The following is a 19330-nucleotide window of genomic DNA, read 5'->3' as shown; positions in this document are numbered from 1 at the left end:
AACGCAAACAATGGGGGCTGGCCTTACCAGCGGCACGGACGTACCGCCGCATCGCCACCCCCCGAAGGCGTGGCAGCGGCAGGCTTTATTCGGCGATCAGCCAGTCCATGCGGAAACTGCCCGCCGTTTGCTGAAGCTCCTGGGCGAGCCACGGCAGCAGGCTGCGCAGCTCCTCTTCCAGGCCCCACGGCGGGTTGGCGATGGCCAGGCCCGAGCCGTTCAGGCCCTGTGGGCTGTCCTGGTGGTGCACGTACAGCTCCACCCGCAGCAGCTTGGGCGCGCCGGTGCTGGTGAGGTCTTGGTAGAAGCGGGTCAACGCGCGCTGGTCCTTGATCGGGTACCAGAGGGCGACCACGGTCTGACGCATGCGGGCAATGGCCTCTTTCATGGCCAGGGTACAGCGTTTGAGCTCGTCGGCCTGCTCGAACGGCGGGTCGATGAGCATGATGGCGCGCTTTTCCTGCACCGGCAGCAGCGCCCGCGGCACGTGCCAGCCCTCGCCGAGATGGACTGCCACACGCGGGTCCTTCTTCATGTTGTCCTTGAGCAGCTGCCCGTCTTCGGGATGCTTCTCGTTGAGCAGGGCGCGGTCCTGCTGGCGCATCAGGCGCCGGGCAAGCTCGGGAGAGCCGGGGTAGTAGCGCAGTTCACCCTCAGGGTTCAGGCGCTTGATGATGCGCAGGTAGTCAGCGAGCACCTCGGGGAGATCCTCCCGCCCCCACAGCCGGGCGACCCCTTCGAGGTACTCACCGGTGCGCGTTGCCTGGTCACCCTGCAGATCGTACAGACCAAGGCCGGCGTGGGTGTCGAGGTAGGCGAATGGCTGTTCCTTGCGCGACATCAGGGCGATGAGGCGGGTGAGCACGATGTGTTTGAAGACGTCGGCATGGTTGCCGGCGTGAAAGGCGTGACGATAGTTCATGGCAACTCCTGCGCGGCCGGCAAGTTTACCTTGTCGCAAAGGCGGAGTCAGGTGGCAGGGAGATGACGAACGCCAAGCCCCTGCGAATCAGGCACAACGGCTGTGCAGGCATCCTTGAGACAGACGCTGCGGCTGGGGCCGTGGCACGGCCCAGCGCAGGCAAGACGGGGCGTCGGTACGCGCCCCGAGGGAGGTGTCACTTACCGATGTGGTAGGCCCTATCGGCCGCCTCGAAGCGCGACACCATGTCTTTGGACGGACGGCCCAGCTTGCTCACCACGATGATGGCGATGCTGGCCAGCAGGAAGCCTGGAATGATTTCGTACAGGCCCAGGGTGTCGTAGCGTTTCCACAGGATCACGGTCAGTGCACCGACCACGATACCGGCCAGGGCGCCATTACGGGTCATGCCCTTCCACACTACCGAGATCAGCACCACCGGACCGAACGCTGCACCGAAGCCGGCCCAGGCGTAGGCCACCAGGCCCAGCACGCGGTTTTCCGGATTGGCCGCGAGCATGATGGCTATCAGCGCCACGCCCAGCACCATCAGGCGGCCGACCCAGACCAGCTCGCCCTGCGAAGCGTTCTTGCGCAGGAAGGCCTTGTAGAAGTCTTCGGTCAGCGCGCTGGAGCACACCAGCAACTGGCAGCTCAAGGTGCTCATCACCGCAGCCAGGATGGCCGACAGCAGCACACCGGCGACCCACGGATTGAACAGGATCTTGGCCAGCTCGATGAAGACCCGCTCAGGGTTGTCGTTCACCGGCCCGGCGAGCTCAGGGTTGGCCGCGAAGTAGGCGATGCCGAAGAAGCCGACGGCGCAAGTACCGGCCAGGCAGAGGATCATCCAGGTCATGGAGATGCGACGCGCCTTGGCGATCGACTTCACCGAATCGGCAGCCATGAAGCGCGCCAGGATGTGCGGCTGACCGAAGTAGCCCAGGCCCCAGCCCATCAGCGAAATGATGCCAATGAAGGTCGCGCCCTTGAACATGTCGAAGTTCGCAGGGTTCTGCGCCTCGATGGCCAGGAACGTGGTGTCGATACCGCCGGTGGAGAGCAGCACGATGATCGGCGTGAGGATCAGCGCGAAGATCATCAGCGAGGCCTGCACCGTGTCGGTCCAGCTCACTGCCAGGAAACCACCGACGAAGGTGTAGGCAATCGTCGCCGCCGCACCGGCCCACAGCGCCGTTTCATACGACATGCCGAAGGTGCTTTCGAACAGCCGCGCACCGGCGACGATGCCCGAGGCGCAATAGATGGTGAAGAACACCAGGATGACAATGGCCGAGATGATCCGCAGCAGACCGCTACGGTCTTCGAAACGGCTGGCGAAGTAGTCCGGCAGGGTCAGCGCATCGCCGTTGTGCTCGGTCTGTACGCGCAAGCGCCCGGCAACGAACAGCCAGTTCAGATAGGCACCCACGGTCAGGCCGATGGCGATCCAGATTTCCGACAAGCCCGACATGTAGATGGCGCCCGGCAGGCCCATCAGCAGCCAGCCGCTCATGTCTGAAGCACCGGCCGACAGCGCGGTGACGACGCTGCCGAGGCTGCGGCCGCCCAGAATGTAGTCGGAGAGGTTGTTGGTAGCGCGATAGGCGGCGAAGCCGATGAGAACCATCGCCGCGATGTAGATCACAAAGGTGATCGTGATTGGATTACTCATGTGGTGGTGTCCTGGCGTTTGTTGTTATGAAAACAGCGACCCGTGATGACACGGTTGCACCTGGCGACGCATCCTAGGTGACAACTCAAATCAGGTGCAACCATTTTTCATTTGACAGTTGCACCTTCGGAATTTTCTGAAAAAACCCTGAGTATTTCGCCCCACTTTCGTGCACGTTTGCGCGCCCAGACCGTAAAACGACGCTTTTATGCCGCTTTCAGACATTAGTTGTCAGCGGCAGACGAACAGCACTCCCGACCCTTGAAAAAACGGGTTGCACCCGGTTGCACCTTCGCGCTGCTTGGCGCTAATCTTGCCGCCTGCACAAGCCACGCCGTGGCAATAAAGAGGACAAGAAATGGCGACCACCACCCTCGGGGTCAAACTCGACGACCCTACCCGTGAGCGACTCAAGGCCGCTGCGCACTCCATCGACCGCACGCCGCACTGGTTGATCAAGCAGGCCATCTTCAACTACCTGGAGAAGCTCGAGGGGGGCGCCACCCTGCAAGACCTCAACGGCCAGGCTGCTGCACTGGCCGAAGACATCGGCGAACTGCCTGCCGAACAGAGCCTGCAATGCTTCCTGGAGTTCGCAGAAAGCATTCTGCCGCAGTCGGTGCTGCGCTCGGCCATCACCGCTGCCTACCGCCGCCCGGAACAGGAAATGGTGCCCATGCTGCTGGAGCAGGCGCGCCTGACCAGCACTCAGGCAGAGGCCACCCACAAGATGGCCGCCGGCATCGCCGAGAAGCTGCGCAACCAGAAGAGCGCCGGTGGCCGTGCCGGTGTGGTGCAAGGCCTGCTGCAGGAATTCTCGCTGTCGTCCCAGGAAGGCGTGGCACTGATGTGCCTGGCCGAGGCGCTGCTGCGCATCCCCGACAAGGGCACCCGTGACGCCCTGATCCGCGACAAGATCAGCACCGGCAACTGGCAGCCACACCTGGGCAACAGCCCGTCGCTGTTCGTCAACGCCGCCACCTGGGGCCTGCTGCTGACCGGCAAGCTGGTCTCGACCCACAATGAATCCGGCCTCACCTCCTCGCTCACGCGCATCATCGGCAAGAGCGGCGAGCCGATGATCCGCAAGGGCGTCGACATGGCCATGCGCCTGATGGGCGAGCAGTTCGTCACTGGCGAGACCATCGCCGAAGCCCTGGCCAACGCCAACCGCTTCGAGTCCAAGGGTTTCCGCTACTCCTACGACATGCTCGGCGAAGCCGCCTTGACCGAACACGACGCACAGAAATACCTGGCGTCCTACGAACAGGCGATTCACTCCATCGGCAAGGCCTCCAATGGCCGCGGCATCTATGAAGGCCCAGGCATCTCGATCAAGCTCTCGGCTCTGCACCCGCGCTACAGCCGCGCGCAGTACGAGCGTGTCATGGACGAGCTGTACCCGCGTCTGCTGGCCCTGACCGTGCTGGCCAAACAGTACGACATCGGCCTGAACATCGACGCCGAGGAAGCCGACCGCCTGGAGCTCTCGCTGGAGCTGCTCGAGCGCCTGTGCTTCGAGCCGCAGCTGGCCGGCTGGAACGGCATCGGTTTCGTCATCCAGGCGTATCAGAAGCGCTGCCCGTACGTGATCGACTACGTCATCGACCTGGCCAAGCGCAGCCGCCATCGCCTGATGATCCGCCTGGTCAAGGGCGCCTACTGGGACAGCGAGATCAAGCGCGCCCAGGTCGAAGGCCTGGAGGGCTACCCGGTCTATACCCGCAAGGTGTACACCGACGTTTCGTTCGTCGCCTGCGCCCGCAAGCTGCTGGCGGTGCCGGAAGCCATCTATCCGCAGTTCGCCACCCACAACGCCCATACGCTGTCGGCCATTTACCAGATCGCCGGTCAGAACTATTACCCCGGCCAGTACGAATTCCAATGCCTGCACGGCATGGGCGAGCCACTCTATGAGCAAGTGGTCGGCAAGATTTCCGAAGGCAAGCTGAACCGACCCTGCCGGGTCTATGCCCCGGTCGGCACCCACGAAACGCTGCTGGCCTACCTGGTGCGTCGCTTGCTGGAAAACGGCGCCAACACCTCGTTCGTCAACCGCATCGCCGACCATTCGATTTCGATTCAGGAACTGGTGGCCGACCCGGTTGCCAGCATCGAGCGCATGGCGGCTCAGGAAGGCAGCATCGGCCTGCCACACCCGCGCATCCCGCAACCGCGTGACCTGTATGGCACCGAGCGCGCCAACTCGGCCGGTATCGACCTGGCCAACGAACATCGCCTGGCGTCGCTGTCCTGCGCGCTGCTGTCGACCGCGCACCACGACTGGCATGCCGCGCCCATGCTGGCCTGCGCGGCCGCCGATGAAGCAGCCGTGAACGTGCTCAACCCGTCCGATCACCGTGACGTGGTCGGCCAGGTTCAGGAAGCCACCGTGGCCGACGCCGACAACGCGGTGCAGTGCGCCATCAATGCAGCGCCGATCTGGCAGGCCACCCCGCCCGCCGAGCGCGCTGCCATTCTGGAACGTGCGGCCGACGCCATGGAGGCCGAGATCCAGCCGCTGATGGGCCTGCTGGTGCGCGAAGCCGGCAAGACCTTCGCCAACGCGATCGCCGAAGTGCGCGAGGCCGTGGATTTCCTGCGCTATTACGCCGTGCAGGCGCGCACCGACCTGAGCAACGCCGACTGCCGCCCGCTGGGCCCGGTGGTGTGCATCAGCCCCTGGAACTTCCCGCTGGCGATCTTCTCCGGCCAGGTGGCCGCCGCACTGGCGGCCGGCAACCCGGTGCTGGCCAAGCCCGCCGAACAAACCCCACTGATCGCCGCCCAGGCCGTGCGCCTTTTACTTGAAGCCGGCATTCCCGAAGGCGTGCTGCAACTGCTGCCAGGGCGCGGCGAGACGGTCGGTGCGCGCTTGGTCGGTGACGAGCGGGTCAAGGGCGTGATGTTCACAGGCTCCACCGAAGTCGCTCGCCTGCTGCAACGCAACGTCGCCGGCCGTCTGGATGCCCAAGGCCGGCCGATTCCGCTGATCGCCGAAACCGGCGGGCAGAACGCGATGATCGTCGACTCCTCGGCGCTGACCGAGCAGGTGGTGATCGACGTGGTGTCTTCGGCCTTCGACAGCGCCGGCCAACGCTGCTCGGCCCTGCGCGTGCTGTGCCTGCAGGAAGACTGTGCAGACCGGGTGATCGACATGCTCAAGGGCGCCATGGCGCAGAGCCGTCTGGGGAACCCGGAGCGCTTGTCGGTGGACATCGGCCCGGTGATCGACGCTGAGGCCAAGGCCGGCATCGAGAAACACGTCCAGGGCATGCGTGAAAAAGGCCGCTCGGTGTACCAGGTGGCCATCGCCGATGGCGCCGAGTGCAAGCGCGGCACCTTCGTGATGCCAACGCTGATCGAGCTGGACAGCCTCGACGAGCTGCAGCGGGAGATCTTCGGCCCGGTGCTGCACGTGGTGCGCTACAACCGGCGCAACCTCGGTGCGCTGATCGAGCAGATCAACGCCTCGGGCTATGGCCTGACCCTCGGCGTGCACACCCGCATCGACGAGACCATCGCCCAGGTGGTGGACAACGTCAACGCCGGCAACCTGTACGTCAACCGCAACATCGTCGGCGCTGTGGTCGGGGTACAACCCTTCGGTGGCGAAGGCCTCTCGGGCACTGGCCCGAAAGCCGGCGGCCCGCTGTACCTGTATCGCCTGCTGTCGACCCGCCCAAGCGACGCCATCGCTCGCCACTTCGAGCGCAGCGATGTCGCAGGCCAGGTCGACGACACCTTGCGTCAGCAGCAGCTCAAGCCGCTGCAGGCCTTAAAGGCGTGGGCCAGCAGCAACCAGCACGGCGAACTCGCCAGCCTCTGCGAGCAGTTCGCCGAGCAGTCGCAAAGTGGCGTGACCCGCTTGCTGCCCGGCCCGACGGGTGAGCGCAACAGCTACACCATTCTGCCGCGCGAGCACGTGTTGTGCCTGGCCGACCACGAACAGGACCTGCTCAGCCAACTGGCGGCGGTGCTGGCCGTGGGCAGTTCAGCGCTGTGGCTGGACGGCGAACCGGGCAAGGCCTTGCGCGCGCGCCTGCCCAAAGACGTGCAGGCCAAGGTCGCTCTGGTGGCCGACTGGCAGAAGGATGAAGTGGCCTTCGACGCTGTGCTGCACCACGGTGATTGCGACCAGCTGCGCGGCGTCTGCGAGCAGGTAGCCAAGCGCGGCGGAGCGATCATCGGGGTTCATGGACTGTCGTCTGGCGAAACCCAGATCGCCCTGGAGCGCTTGGTGATCGAGCGCGCGGTGAGCGTCAACACCGCAGCCGCGGGCGGTAATGCGAGCCTGATGACCATTGGTTGAAGGCTGACCATGACGACAAAGGAGCGCTTCGGCGCTCCTTTTTTTTGTGTGGCACAAACGGCACGTCAACGCCGCCCCCGCCTGCACATTCCCTGACCCTTGACCCTGATACTCTATCGCTCTCTATACCCCGCCTAACGGAGCCTCGCTCATGTTCGACGCCAGCACCTTGCTGCGCCAGCGCTTCGCTGCATTGCGCAGCAGCGCGGAGCTGTTTTCCCTGCGCCATGTGAAACAATCGCACCAGTCCCTTGCTGTGCGCCGTAATGTGGCCGAACCGCCGTACTTCAGCCAGGACGAAGGCGCCATGCTCACGGTGCGGTTGGCTGGCGTGGAGGCCTACGCGGCCACGGCAGACCTGTCGCAAAGCGGCTTGCAGCGTGCGCTGGAACGGGCCGAGGCGCTGGCGCGGCAGATCAAGGCGCACAGCCTGCTGGACCTCAGCGAGCAACCGGTGCCCAGCGGGCGCCACGACCATGTCTCGCCGAACTTCGAGCAGACCCTGCCCGACCTCGCCGACTGCCTGGCCCTGCTGGCCCGTGAGTCAGCCAGCGTACCCAACGACGCGCGCCTGGTGGACTGGCAACTGAACCTGGGCATCACCGTGGTCGAACAGACCTACCTGAACTCGGCCGGCGCCGAGCTGCGCCATGCCCAGCGCTTCATGTTCCCGGGCTTGGGCGTCACCGCCAGTGATGGCCAGGACAGCCAGAGCCGTACCCTGGGCCGCGACAACTTTGGCCAGCAAGGCGGCTTCGACGTGATCGAGCGCTGCGCCCTGGTGGGCGCTGCGCCGCGCGTGGCAGACGAAGCGCTGCAACTGCTGCTGGCGCCCAACACCCCAAGCGGCCGGCGCGACCTGCTGCTGATGCCCGACCAGATGATGCTGCAGATACACGAATCCATCGGCCACCCGCTGGAGATGGACCGCATCCTCGGCGATGAGCGCAATTACGCCGGCACCAGCTTCGTCAAGGCCAGCGACTTCGGCCATTTGCAGTACGGCTCACCGCTGCTCAACGTGACGTTCGACCCGACCTTGCCCGAGGAGCTGGCCAGCTACAGCTTCGATGACGACGGCAGCGCCGCGAGCAAGCAGTTCCTGATTCGCGATGGCGCCTTGCTGCGCCCGCTCGGCGGTGCCCTGTCGCAATGGCGCAGCGGCCTGGAAGGTGTCGCCAACAGCCGGGCGTGCGGCTGGAACCGTGCGCCGATCGACCGCATGGCCAACCTCAACATCGAAGCCGGTGATCAGCCGCTGGAGCAACTGATCGGCGGCATCGAGCACGGCATCCTGATGCGTACCAACCGCTCCTGGTCCATCGACGATGCACGCAACAAGTTCCAGTTCGGCTGCGAATGGGGCCAGCTCATCGAGCACGGCCAACTCAAAGGCGTGGTGAAGAACCCGAATTACCGCGGCATTTCCGCCGAATTCTGGCGCAACCTGAGCGCCGTCGGTGATCGCAGCACGTTCCAGGTGCTGGGCACACCCAACTGCGGCAAGGGCGAGCCCAACCAAGTGATTCGCGTCGGCCATGCGTCACCGGCCTGCGTGTTCAGTCAGATCGATGTGTTCGGAGGAGACGCCTGATGAGCGCGTACCAGGATCGTTTTCAGGCCTTGCTCGGCGCACTGCGCGCAGCCGTGACCGCCGACGAGCAGTTCACCCTGAGCTACAACGCCGAGCATTCGCAGTTCGTGCGCCTCAACCACGCCAAGGTGCGCCAGGCCGGGGAGGTCAGCCAGGCCAGCGTGCAACTGCGCCTGGTCAGCGCAGGCCGCCAGGCCGAGCAGCACATCACCCTGAGCGACGACGATGCCGTGGATCGCCAGCGGCTCATGGCCGGGCTGAGGCAACTGCGGCAAACCTTGCCGCTGCTGCCCGTCGACCCGTACCTGAGCCTGGATGCCAACGCCTGGCACAGCCACAGCCTGCTGAGCGCCCCACTGCCCGCACTGGACCAGGTGCTGGCGCTGATCGAGCGTGAAGCCGGTGACCTGGACCTCGTCGGCATCTACGCTGCCGGACCGATCTGCCGCGGCTTCGCCACCTCGTTCGGCGCCTTCGGCTGGCACCAGGCGAACAGTTTCAACATGGATTGGAGCCTGTTCCATGCCAATGGCGAGGCCGTCAAGGCCAACTACGCGGGTCAGGACTGGAACGCCGAGCTGTTCGCCGCGCGTCTGCGTCTGGCGCGTGAACAGCTGGATGTCCTCGGTCGCCCTGCCGTGACCTTGAAGCCCGGCCAATACCGCGCCTACCTGGCGCCAGCAGCGATGGACGAAATCGCCGGCATGCTTGCCTGGGGCGGTTTCTCCGCACAAGGGCTGGCGACCGGCGCCAGCGCTCTGCAGCGTCTGTATAGCGGGGATGCGCAGCTCAGCCCTCAGGTGAGCTTCAGCGAGCAGGTCAGTGGCTCCTTGAGCCCGGCCTTCTCCAATGAGGGCTCGCCGCGCCAGGATGTACGCCTGATTCACCAAGGCACGGCCCAGGCCCGCCTGGTCAGTGCCCGCAGTGCGGTCGAGTTCGGGTTGCAAGCCAATGGTGCCGACAGCCATGAGGCGCCCTGCGCGCTGAGCCTGGCGCCCGGTGACCTGCCCAGTGCAGCGGTGCTGGAACGCCTGGGCACCGGTCTGTACATCAGCAACCTCTGGTACCTGAATTACTCCGACCTGCCCGCAGCGCGCATGACCGGCCTGACCCGTTTCGCCACTTTCTGGGTGGAAAACGGCCAGATCCAGGGACCGGTGCGCACCATGCGCTTTGACGACACGCTGTACAGCCTGCTCGGCAGCCAGCTGGAGGCATTGACCGAGGAACGCGAAATGATCCTCTCGACCAGCACTTACAGCGAACGCAGCACCGGGTCGAATCATCTGCCCGGTGCGCTGGTCAAAGCGTTGACCCTGACCTTGTGAGGCACGGCCGCGGCCACGCGGCGTGCTGCACGACGGACAAGCGCCAGGGCCTGCGCGGTTGCCGCCACCCTCGCAAGACCCGGGTGCGGCCAGTCCAGGCCCTTCAGAACAGTGAGGTTCTCCATGCCCGAACGCGCTCCACTCGATGCCGCCACCGCACGCCTGATCCCTTGGGTGGTGGCCATTGCCTTCTTCATGCAGGCCCTGGACGGCACCATCCTCAACACCGCCCTGCCCGACATGGCCCGCTCGCTGTCCGAAGACCCCCTGCGCATGCAGGGCGTGATCATCGCCTACATGCTCACCGTGGCGCTATTGATCCCGGCGTCCGGCTGGATCGCCGACCGCTTCGGCACCAAGCATGTGTTCTTCAGCGCCATTGTGCTGTTCAGCTTCGGCTCGCTGCTGTGCGCAGTCGCCAACAGCCTGGGCTTTCTGGTCGGCGCGCGGATCGTGCAGGGCCTGGGCGGCGCGTTGATGCTGCCGGTCGGGCGGCTGGTGGTGCTGCGCGCCTATCCGCGCTCGGAACTGGTGCGCATCATGAGTTTCATCACCATCCCCGCGCTGCTCGGGCCGCTACTGGGCCCGACCCTGGGCGGCTGGCTGGTGGAGGTGCTCAGCTGGCACTGGATCTTCCTGCTCAATCTTCCCGTGGGTGCGCTGGGCTGCTGGGCGGTGTGGAAGTACATCCCTGACCTGCGCGGTGCCGAGCGCACCTCCTTCGACGGGCCGGGCTTTCTGCTGTTCGGCGCGGCGATGGTGCTGATCACCATCGCCATGGAAGGGCTGGGCGAGCTGCACCTGCCGCACTTGCGCGTGATGCTGCTGCTGTTCGCCGGTATGGCGTGCCTGGCCGCCTACTGGCTGCGCGCGGGCCGCGACCCGGAACCGCTGTTCTCGCCCAATCTGTTCCGCGTACGGACCTTCGCCATCGGCATTCTCGGCAACCTGTTCGCCCGCCTGGGCAGCGGTGCCTTGCCCTTCCTCGTGCCGCTGCTACTGCAAGTGGCGCTGGGCTACTCGCCGATGCAGGCGGGCATGAGCATGATTCCCCTGGCGGCCGCGGCGATGCTGGCCAAATGGGTGGCGCGGCCGCTGATCGAGCGCCTGGGCTATCGGGTTGTGCTGACCGGCAATACCCTGCTGTTGGGGATTGGCCTGGCCAGCCTGGCGCTGGTGGATGCGCAGACGCCCTACCCGCTGCTGCTGGCCCACCTGGGCGTGCTCGGGGCGATCAATTCGCTGCAGTTCACCGCCATGAACACCGTCACGCTGATCGATCTGGACGATGACAATGCCAGCGGCGGCAACAGCCTGCTGTCGGTGGTGGCGCAGCTGTCGCTGAGCCTTGGGGTGGCCTGCGCAGGGGCCTTGCTCGGCGGTTTCACCGCAGCGGGCAGCGGTGATGCGGTGGAAACCACGCTAGAGGCGTTCCAGCTGACCTTCGTGACCATCGGTGTGATGGCCATGCTGGCGGCGGCGATCTTCCTGCAGCTGGCGCCCACGGACGGACGGCGTGCTCGGCGTCCGGAACAGGACCTGGAGTCTTAGGCGCTACGTCACGGGGCTGGTAGACTGTGCGGCATTTTTACGCGCCATCACCACAGGCCTGCCCCGTGACCACCGACTCCACCGCTTTCGCCACTCTGCCGCTGTCCTCCGCCATGCTGGCCAACCTCGACGCCCTGGGCTACAGCGCGATGACCCCGATCCAGGCACAAAGCCTGCCAGTCATCCTGCGCGGCCTGGACCTGATCGCCCAGGCCAAGACCGGCAGCGGCAAGACCGCCGCATTCGGCATCGGCTTGCTCAACCCGATCAACCCGCGCTTTTTCGGCTGCCAGGCCCTGGTGCTGTGCCCGACTCGCGAGCTGGCCGATCAGGTGGCCAAAGAGCTGCGCCGGCTGGCCCGCGCCGAGGACAACATCAAGATCCTCACGCTCTGCGGCGGCGTTTCGCTCGGCCCGCAGATCGCCTCGCTGGAGCACGGCGCGCACATCATCGTCGGCACGCCTGGGCGCATCCAGCAGCACCTGGACAAAGGCACCCTGGTGCTCGATGGCCTCAACACCCTGGTGCTCGATGAAGCCGACCGCATGCTCGACATGGGCTTCTTCGACGCCATCGCCAGCATCCTCGGCAAGACCCCTGCGCGCCGCCAGACCCTGCTGTTCTCAGCCACCTACCCGGCCGGGATCGAGCAACTGGCCGCGAACTTCATGCGCAAGCCGCAGCAGGTCAAGGTCGAGAGCCAGCACAGCGACAGCCAGATCGAACAACGCTTCATCGAGATCGACGCAGAGCAGCGCCTGGAGGCCGTGACCCGTGTGCTGGGTCACTACCGCCCGCAGTCGTGCGTGGCGTTCTGCTTCACCAAACAGCAATGCGAAGAGGTGGTCGCGCACCTCAACGCCAAGGGCATCGTGGCCCAGGCGCTGCATGGCGACCTGGAGCAACGTGACCGCGACCAGGTGCTGGCGATGTTCGCCAACCGCAGCATTTCGGTGCTGGTGGCCACAGATGTGGCCGCGCGCGGCCTGGACATCGATGGCCTGGACATGGTCATCAACGCCGAGCTGGCGCGCGATGCCGAGATCCACGTCCACCGCGTAGGCCGTACCGGTCGGGCTGGCGAGAAGGGCCTGGCGATCAGCCTGGTGGCGCCTGCCGAGGGCCATCGCGCCCAGGCCATCGAAGTGCTGCAGGGCCATCCGCTGCGCTGGGAACAGCTCGACAGCCTCAAGCAAAAGGGGGGCGAACCCTTGCTGCCGGTGATGAGCACCTTGTGCATCGCGGCCGGACGCAAAGATAAATTGCGCCCGGGCGATATCCTCGGGGCACTGACCGGTGACGCCGGAATTCCCGGCACGCAGGTTGGCAAGATCGCCATCTTCGACTTCCAGGCCTTCGTGGCCGTCGAGCGCGCCGTGGCCAAGGCGGCCATGCAGCGGTTGAACAGCGGCAAGATCAAGGGCCGTGTGTTGAAGGTGCGGATTCTGTAAGCCACGCACCCTATCACCCGCATCCACCGTTTGAAGGTTCTACTTTTGACCACCACCGACGTGATCATCCTCGGCGCCGGCGCTGCCGGCCTCATGTGCGCCCAACTTGCCGCCCGTCGCGGGCGCCGGGTGCTGCTGCTCGACCACGCCAACAAACCGGGCAAGAAGATCCTCATGTCCGGTGGCGGGCGCTGCAACTTCACCAACCTGTACACCGAGCCTGGCAATTTCCTCTCGCACAACCCGCACTTCTGCAAATCGGCACTGGCCCGCTATACCCAGTGGGATTTCATCGCCCTGGTCAGCAAGCACGGCGTGCCGTATCACGAGAAGAAGCTCGGCCAGCTGTTCTGCGACAACAAGGCCAGCGACATTCTCGACATGCTGCTCAGCGAGTGTGCCGAGGCGGGTGCCGAGTTGCGCATGCACACTGAAATCACTCGGATCGACAAGACCCAGAGCGGCTACGCCCTGCAGACCAGTGCCGGGCCAATGGCCTGCCAGTCACTGGTGATCGCTACCGGTGGCCTGTCGATCCCCACCCTCGGCGCCACGGGTTTCGGTTTCCAGGTGGCACGCCAGTTCGGCCACAGCCTGCTGCCAACCCGCGCCGGACTGGTGCCATTCACCATCACCGAGCCCCAACTCAAGGCACTGTGCACGGAGCTGTCGGGCACCTCGCTGGATTGCATCGCCAGCTGCAATGACGTGCACTTTCGCGAGAACCTGCTGTTCACCCACCGCGGCCTGAGCGGCCCGGCGATTCTGCAGGTGTCGTCGTTCTGGGAGGCCGGAGATACGGTAGAAATCAACCTGCTGCCCGACCGTGATGCGCTGGAGTGGCTGCAGGCCCTGCAACGCGAGCGCGGCAACAGCGAGTTGAAAACCGTGCTGGCCGAGGTTTTCACCCGCAAGCTGGCGACCTTGCTGGCCGAGCAGTGGTTCGAGTCGCGCCCGCTGAAGCAGTACACCCCGGCGGAGCTGGTGCAGATCGCCGAGCGACTGAGCGCCTGGCAGGTGATTCCGGCAGGCACCGAGGGGTATCGCACGGCCGAGGTGACCTTGGGCGGCGTGGACACCCGCGAGGTGTCGTCCAAGACCATGGAATCCTTGAAGGCCCCTGGGTTGTATTTCATCGGCGAAGTGCTGGACGTCAGCGGCCACCTGGGCGGCTTCAACTTCCAATGGGCCTGGGCCTCGGCTAACGCAGCGGCGCAGTTCGTTTAGATGCCAGCCGTGGAAACGGTCTACTTCAGGTAAAGTAGCCCCCGTCCAGCCGCCGGGAACGGTTCTTGCTGGACGACACGTTTCCGATCACGGCCCAGGTCCTTTCATGTCATCGAGTTCGTTGCGCCATTCACTGCGTCGCCTGTGGGGCCAAGACAAGTTCAGCTACAGCATCCGGGTGACCGTCGCGCTCACCGGGAGCATGGCCTGGTGCTGGTACCAGAACGAAATGAGCCTGTTGATCCCGCTGTTTCTTGGCATCATCGCCAGCGCCCTGGCCGAAACCGACGACGGGTGGCGCGGCCGGCTCAGTGCACTGTCGGTCACCCTGGTGTGTTTTGCCATTGCCGCATTGTCGGTGGAACTGCTGTTCCCCTACCCGTGGCTATTCGCCGTGGCCTTGGCCGTGGCCACCTTCGCCTTGACCATGCTCGGCGCCTTGGGCGAACGCTATGGCGCCATCGCTTCGGCCACGCTGATCCTGGCGGTGTACACCATGATCGCGGTGGACCAGCGCGGCGGGCAACTCACGGACTTCTGGCACGAGCCACTGCTGCTGGTGGCCGGCGCGGCATGGTACGGATTGCTGTCGGTGCTGTGGCAGTTGCTGTTCTCCAACCAGCCGGTGCAGCAGAGCCTGGCCAAGCTGTTCTTCGAGCTGGGGCGTTACCTGAAGCTCAAGGCCGCACTGTTCGAGCCAGTCCGCCACGTGGACCTCGAAGCCCGGCGCCTGGAGCTGGCGCAGCAAAATGGCAAGGTGGTGGCGGCGCTCAACGTGGCCAAGGAAATCATCCTGCACCGGGTCGGCAATACCCAGCCCAACTCAAAAGTCAGCCGTTACCTGAAACTGTATTTCCTCGCCCAGGACATTCACGAGCGGGTCAGCGCGTCGCACTACCCCTACAACGCCCTGGCCGACGCCTTCTTCCACAGCGATGTGATGTTCCGCTGCCAGCGCCTGCTGCGCCAGCAAGGCTCGGCCTGCCAGCGGCTGGCGCACTCGATTCGTCTGCGTCAGCCGTTCGAGTACGACACGCAGTTCGCCGAAACGCTCGAAGACCTGCACGCCTCGCTCGACTACCTGCGCGCGCAGAACAATCCCGCCTGGCGCGGCCTGTTGCGTTCCCTGCGGGCGCTGGCGGCCAACCTGGGCACGCTGGAACGGCTGCTGGCCGCCGCGAGCAATCCAGAAACCCTGGCCGATGCCAGCGACAGCAGCCTGCTGGACCGCTCGCCGCGCACCTTCAAGGATGTCTGGAAACGCCTGCGCACCCAGCTCACGCCTACGTCGCTGCTATTCCGCCACGCCCTGCGTCTGCCTCTGGCGCTGTCGATCGGCTACGGCATGGTGCACCTGATCCACCCCAGCCAAGGCTACTGGATCATCCTCACCACGTTGTTCGTCTGCCAGCCCAACTACGGCGCTACCCGGCGCAAGCTGGTGCAACGGATCTTCGGCACGGCCATCGGCCTGACCGCCGGCTGGGCGCTGTTCGATCTGTTCCCCAACCCCATCGTGCAATCGCTGTTCGCGGTGGTTGCGGGCGTGGTGTTCTTCGTCAACCGTACCAGCCGCTACACCCTCGCCACCGCCGCCATCACGCTGATGGTGCTGTTCTGCTTCAACCAGATCGGTGATGGCTACGGCCTGTTCCTGCCGCGGCTGTTCGATACCTTGGTGGGCAGCTTGATCGCGATTCTGGCGGTGTTCCTGTTCCTGCCGGACTGGCAGGGCCGACGTCTGAACAAGGTGCTGGCCACCACCCTCACCTGCGCCAGTGCCTACCTGCGTCAGATCATGCAGCAGTACGCCCATGGCAAGCGCGATGACCTCGCCTACCGCCTGGCCCGGCGCAACGCACACAACGCCGATGCGGCGTTGTCGACCACCTTGGCCAACATGCTCATGGAGCCGGGGCATTTCCGTAAGGAGGCCGATGTCGGTTTCCGCTTCCTGGTGCTCTCGCACACCTTGCTCAGCTACCTGTCAGGCCTCGGCGCGCACCGCGAAACCGCCCTGCCGGCAGAGGTGCACGAGCAACTGATCGACGGTGCGGGGCAGGCCCTGGCCAACAGCCTGGACGAAATCGCCAGCGGCCTTGAGGCGCGCACGGCGGTGGCCATCCAGAGCGACGCCGAAGAGGCCCTGGCCGCAGCGCTGGAGCAGATGCCCGAAGAGCTCGACGAACATCAGCGCCTGGTGCAGACGCAACTGGCGCTGATCTGCCGGCAACTGGGCCCGTTGCGCACCCTGGCCGGCCACCTGATCAAGCAGGTCGGCCCCGCCGACACCGCTCAGGGGTAACCCAGCACCTCGCGCAGAGCCGGCAGATGCGCCGCGATCCACTGCCGGTCGATGGCGCCCCAGTCGCGAATGCGGTACTGCCCGGCGTGGTTGCGCGCGCCCGGCGCCTGCTCGAACTCACAGACGATGTCCAGGTCGGCCAGGGCGGCGATGGTGTCTTGCGCGGTGCGCCGCGGCATGCCGGTGGCATCGACCAGCGCCGGCACCGTGGCGGCGGCCTGGCTGTCGATCAACCAGGCCACGTACAGGCGGCGGTAGAAACTGCTTTTGGTTTTGCTGACCTGCATGCTGCTCGTTCCTTTAAACGCTGCCCGGCAGTTCCCGATAGGTCAGGTACACGCGCAGGTCGAATTCCAGTTGGTGGTAGCTCGGCTCCATGTGTTCGCAGAGCTGATAGAACGCCTTGCTATGGTCACGCTCTTTCAGGTGCGCCAGCTCGTGGACCACGATCATGCGCAGAAATTGCGGCGCGGCCGTCTTGAACAGCGAGGCGATGCGGATTTCCTTCTTCGCCTTGAGATTGCCGCCCTGTACCCGCGACACCGCCGTGTTCAAGCCCAGGGCGCGGTGAGTGAGGTCCAGGCGATTGTCGAACAGCACCTTGTCCAGCGGCGGCGCCGTGCGCAGGTACTGCTGCTTGATGTCCTGGGCATAGGCATACAGTGCCTTGTCGCTCTGCACCGCATGCTGCTCGGTATAGCGCTGCTGCAGGTAGGCCCCCAGACGGTCGCTGGCAATCAACTGGCGGATCTGGTCCTGCAGGTGCTGAGGGTAGGCTTGCAGATAGCGCAGTACGGTCATGGCGAACATTCAACGAAAGGGGTCGCCGATTCTAGCCAATCATTGCCATGGGCAGGGCGCGAATGTCGGAAAGTCGCTGGCATCGCCCACGGTCAAGGGGCGCGCCACCAGAAACCCCTGCACGTAGGCGCAACCGTTGTCACGCAGCCACAGGGCCTGGGCCAGGGTCTCGACGCCCTCGGCGATGACCGTGACGCCCAGCTGCGCGCACAGCTCGATGACCCCGCGCACCCAGGTGCAGTCGATCACCGAGGACGGCAAGCGGGCGATCACGTGGCGATCGAGCTTGAGGGTATCGACCGGCAGCTCGCGCAGCATGCGCAGCGAGCAATCGCCCGCCCCGAAATCATCCAGGGCCACACGCATGCCCTGCTCACGCAGGCACTGTACCTGCCTGATGGCTTCATCGAGGTTGTACATCAGCGATTTCTCGGCCACCTCCACTTCGAGCTGCGCCGGCAGCAGCCCGTGCTCTTGGCGCACCTGCAGCAGCGCGTGCGCCAGCCCCGGCGTGAAGAACTGCGTGCGGCACAGGCTGATGCCCAGCACCAGCGAAGGGTCAAACCGCTGCTGCCACGCGCGTCGCTGCGCAGCGCCCTTGCGGTAGATCCAGCTGGACAACCGGTTGATCAACCGGACCTCCTCGAGCAACGGGATGAACAGCCCCGGCGGCACATCGCCGACGCTGGGATGCTGCCAGCGCAGCAAAGCCTCGAAGCCGCGCAGCCGGCCATCGGCGAAGGCCACCTGGGGCTGATAGACCAGGCTGAAGTCCTGCTGGTCGATGGCCGTGCGCACGCTGTCTTCGAGCAACATGCGCGAGCGCGCGCGGCCGTTCAGCTCGCTGTCGTAGAAGCGGTACTGCTGGCGACCTGCGCGCTTGGCGGCATACATCGCCTGGTCTGCGGCCTGGACCAGACTGTCGACCTGCGCCGCGCAGTCGGGGTAGGTGGCGATGCCGATGCTGATGCCAAGGTTCACCTCCACGCCTTCGACCTGCTGAAAGCTCGACATCCGCTCGATGAGCTGTTCGGCAAAGCGACCGGCCTGTTCGGGGTACGGCAAGTCTTCGAGCAACGCGGTGAACTCGTCACCGCCCATGCGGGCCAGCAGCACATGGCCGCCCAGGCACTCGCGCAGTTGCTGCGCAACCCAGCGCAGCACGGTATCGCCTGCGTCATGGCCGACCGCATCGTTGATCCGCTTGAAGCCGTCCAGGTCCATGTACAGCAAGGCCTGAGCGTTTGCCTGACGCTCCAGGCGCAGCAGTGTGCGCTCTGCACACTGGTAGAAGCCGCGGCGATTGAGCAGCCCGGTCAGCGGGTCGGTCACCGCCTGTTGCTCCAGCTGCTCATGCAGGTGGCGCACCATCGACATGTCCAGCACCGTCACGACCATGGCCACTTGCTCCTGCGGCAGCGGCGCGCACGACAGCGCAACCGGCAGCAGATGCTCGGATGAGGTCCGCACATGAGCCTCAGGCACCCGGAGGGTCTGCCGGTTGCGGTAGGCCTGGTACAGATCGCAGTCGTACCAGGCGCCGTTGCCGGGCAGCTGGATGAGGTCGAGCACCTGCGCGCCTTGCAACGTCTCCACGGGCCGCTGCAGCAAAGCGGCGATGGCAGGGTTGGCGAAACTGATGGTGCCGGTCTGCTCCACCACCAGGATGCCCTCGGCGGCGTGGCAGAGAATCGAGGCGTTGAACGCCTTGGCCTGCTCCAGTTCGCGGGCCAGCTGCTGCAACAGGCGTCGGTCGCGCTGCTGTTCGAGCAAGGCTTGCACCTTGGGCTTGAGCACTTGCGGGTCGAACGGCTTGAACAGGTAATCGAGCGCGCCGCTCTGGTAGCCCTTGAGCACCGCAGCGCTGGACTGTTCATTGGCGGTGAGGAAGATGATCGGGGTCAGGCGCGTGCGCTGGCTGCCACGCATCAGGCGGGCCACCTCGAAGCCATCCATGTCCGGCATCTGCACATCGAGGATGACCAGGTCGACCTCTTCGCTGAGCAAGGTCTCCAGCGCTTCTACCCCAGAGCTGGCGGTCAGGACCTGCCAGTCTTCGCGGGCCAGCAGGGCACGCATGCTGATGAGGTTTTCCGGGTAATCGTCAACGACCAAGAGGACGGGCATGCCGTCCGGACAGTGTGTTTGCGCGCAATCCATGCTG

At 65.3% G+C, this 19330-nt stretch carries 12 protein-coding genes; 7 read left to right on the top strand and 5 right to left on the bottom strand.

Annotated features, from left to right (window positions below):
- Positions 1-85: 85 nt before the first annotated feature.
- The gene (locus SJI00_RS15725; RefSeq protein ID WP_322462619.1) at positions 86-922 is read right to left on the bottom strand and encodes a 23S rRNA (adenine(2030)-N(6))-methyltransferase RlmJ; all 837 of its coding nucleotides are present in this window, start codon (positions 920-922) and stop codon (positions 86-88) included.
- Positions 923-1118: 196 nt separating this feature from the next.
- The gene (putP, locus tag SJI00_RS15720) at positions 1119-2597 is read right to left on the bottom strand and encodes a sodium/proline symporter PutP (RefSeq protein WP_322462618.1); all 1479 of its coding nucleotides are present in this window, start codon (positions 2595-2597) and stop codon (positions 1119-1121) included.
- 358 nt (positions 2598-2955) lie between these two features.
- Between putP and putA the strand changes: the two genes are divergently transcribed.
- The 7 genes from putA to yccS all read left to right on the top strand — a co-directional run bounded on the left by putA (position 2956) and on the right by yccS (position 16365).
- Entirely contained in the window at positions 2956-6909 is a 3954-nt protein-coding gene (gene putA / locus SJI00_RS15715; protein ID WP_322462617.1) for a trifunctional transcriptional regulator/proline dehydrogenase/L-glutamate gamma-semialdehyde dehydrogenase, read from the top strand.
- A gap of 151 nt (positions 6910-7060) precedes the next feature.
- Entirely contained in the window at positions 7061-8503 is a 1443-nt protein-coding gene (locus SJI00_RS15710; RefSeq protein WP_322462616.1) for a TldD/PmbA family protein, read from the top strand.
- The gene (locus SJI00_RS15705) at positions 8503-9831 is read left to right on the top strand and encodes a TldD/PmbA family protein (RefSeq protein ID WP_322462615.1); all 1329 of its coding nucleotides are present in this window, start codon (positions 8503-8505) and stop codon (positions 9829-9831) included. The genes SJI00_RS15710 and SJI00_RS15705 overlap by 1 nt, the downstream gene beginning before the upstream one ends.
- Positions 9832-9954: 123 nt before the next feature.
- The gene (mdtD, locus tag SJI00_RS15700) at positions 9955-11382 is read left to right on the top strand and encodes a multidrug transporter subunit MdtD (RefSeq protein WP_322462614.1); all 1428 of its coding nucleotides are present in this window, start codon (positions 9955-9957) and stop codon (positions 11380-11382) included.
- A gap of 113 nt (positions 11383-11495) precedes the next feature.
- Positions 11496-12833, top strand: a complete 1338-nt coding sequence (gene dbpA / locus SJI00_RS15695) for an ATP-dependent RNA helicase DbpA (protein ID WP_322462648.1) — start codon at positions 11496-11498, stop codon at positions 12831-12833.
- A gap of 45 nt (positions 12834-12878) precedes the next feature.
- Positions 12879-14060, top strand: a complete 1182-nt coding sequence (locus tag SJI00_RS15690) for a BaiN/RdsA family NAD(P)/FAD-dependent oxidoreductase (protein WP_322462613.1) — start codon at positions 12879-12881, stop codon at positions 14058-14060.
- 106 nt (positions 14061-14166) lie between these two features.
- Entirely contained in the window at positions 14167-16365 is a 2199-nt protein-coding gene (yccS, locus tag SJI00_RS15685) for a YccS family putative transporter (protein WP_322462612.1), read from the top strand.
- Here the strand turns inward: yccS and SJI00_RS15680 are convergent.
- Genes SJI00_RS15680 through SJI00_RS15670 form a run of 3 tightly spaced genes read right to left on the bottom strand, consistent with a single transcriptional unit; the run spans position 16356 to position 19326 of the window.
- Positions 16356-16652, bottom strand: coding sequence for a winged helix-turn-helix domain-containing protein (locus SJI00_RS15680; RefSeq protein ID WP_322462611.1), 297 nt, complete (start codon positions 16650-16652; stop codon positions 16356-16358). The two genes, yccS and SJI00_RS15680, sit on opposite strands and share 10 nt — an antisense overlap.
- Positions 16653-16665: 13 nt before the next feature.
- Positions 16666-17166, bottom strand: a complete 501-nt coding sequence (locus SJI00_RS15675) for a M48 metallopeptidase family protein (RefSeq protein ID WP_322462610.1) — start codon at positions 17164-17166, stop codon at positions 16666-16668.
- Positions 17167-17205: 39 nt separating this feature from the next.
- Positions 17206-19326: a putative bifunctional diguanylate cyclase/phosphodiesterase gene (locus tag SJI00_RS15670; RefSeq protein ID WP_416221051.1), complete on the bottom strand. Its 2121-nt coding sequence runs from the start codon at positions 19324-19326 to the stop codon at positions 17206-17208.
- Positions 19327-19330: the final 4 nt, after the last annotated feature.

The organism is Pseudomonas gebzensis (assembly GCF_034427815.1).
GTDB lineage: Bacteria > Pseudomonadota > Gammaproteobacteria > Pseudomonadales > Pseudomonadaceae > Aquipseudomonas.
Note: the sequence above shows the minus strand (reverse complement) of the source record. Positions and strands in the feature narration are given on the sequence as shown.

Excerpts from the sequence above, each read along its gene's own strand:
- SJI00_RS15675 (WP_322462610.1), bottom strand. The coding sequence starts at position 17,166 with ATGACCGTACTGCGCTATCTGCAAGCCTACCCTCAGCACCTGCAGGAC.
- SJI00_RS15705 (WP_322462615.1), top strand. The coding sequence starts at position 8,503 with ATGAGCGCGTACCAGGATCGTTTTCAGGCCTTGCTCGGCGCACTGCGC.
- putA (WP_322462617.1), top strand. The coding sequence starts at position 2,956 with ATGGCGACCACCACCCTCGGGGTCAAACTCGACGACCCTACCCGTGAG.
- SJI00_RS15725 (WP_322462619.1), bottom strand. The coding sequence starts at position 922 with ATGAACTATCGTCACGCCTTTCACGCCGGCAACCATGCCGACGTCTTC.
- SJI00_RS15710 (WP_322462616.1), top strand. The coding sequence starts at position 7,061 with ATGTTCGACGCCAGCACCTTGCTGCGCCAGCGCTTCGCTGCATTGCGC.
- yccS (WP_322462612.1), top strand. The coding sequence starts at position 14,167 with ATGTCATCGAGTTCGTTGCGCCATTCACTGCGTCGCCTGTGGGGCCAA.
- SJI00_RS15680 (WP_322462611.1), bottom strand. The coding sequence starts at position 16,652 with ATGCAGGTCAGCAAAACCAAAAGCAGTTTCTACCGCCGCCTGTACGTG.
- dbpA (WP_322462648.1), top strand. The coding sequence starts at position 11,496 with ATGCTGGCCAACCTCGACGCCCTGGGCTACAGCGCGATGACCCCGATC.
- putP (WP_322462618.1), bottom strand. The coding sequence starts at position 2,597 with ATGAGTAATCCAATCACGATCACCTTTGTGATCTACATCGCGGCGATG.
- SJI00_RS15670 (WP_416221051.1), bottom strand. The coding sequence starts at position 19,326 with ATGGATTGCGCGCAAACACACTGTCCGGACGGCATGCCCGTCCTCTTG.
- mdtD (WP_322462614.1), top strand. The coding sequence starts at position 9,955 with ATGCCCGAACGCGCTCCACTCGATGCCGCCACCGCACGCCTGATCCCT.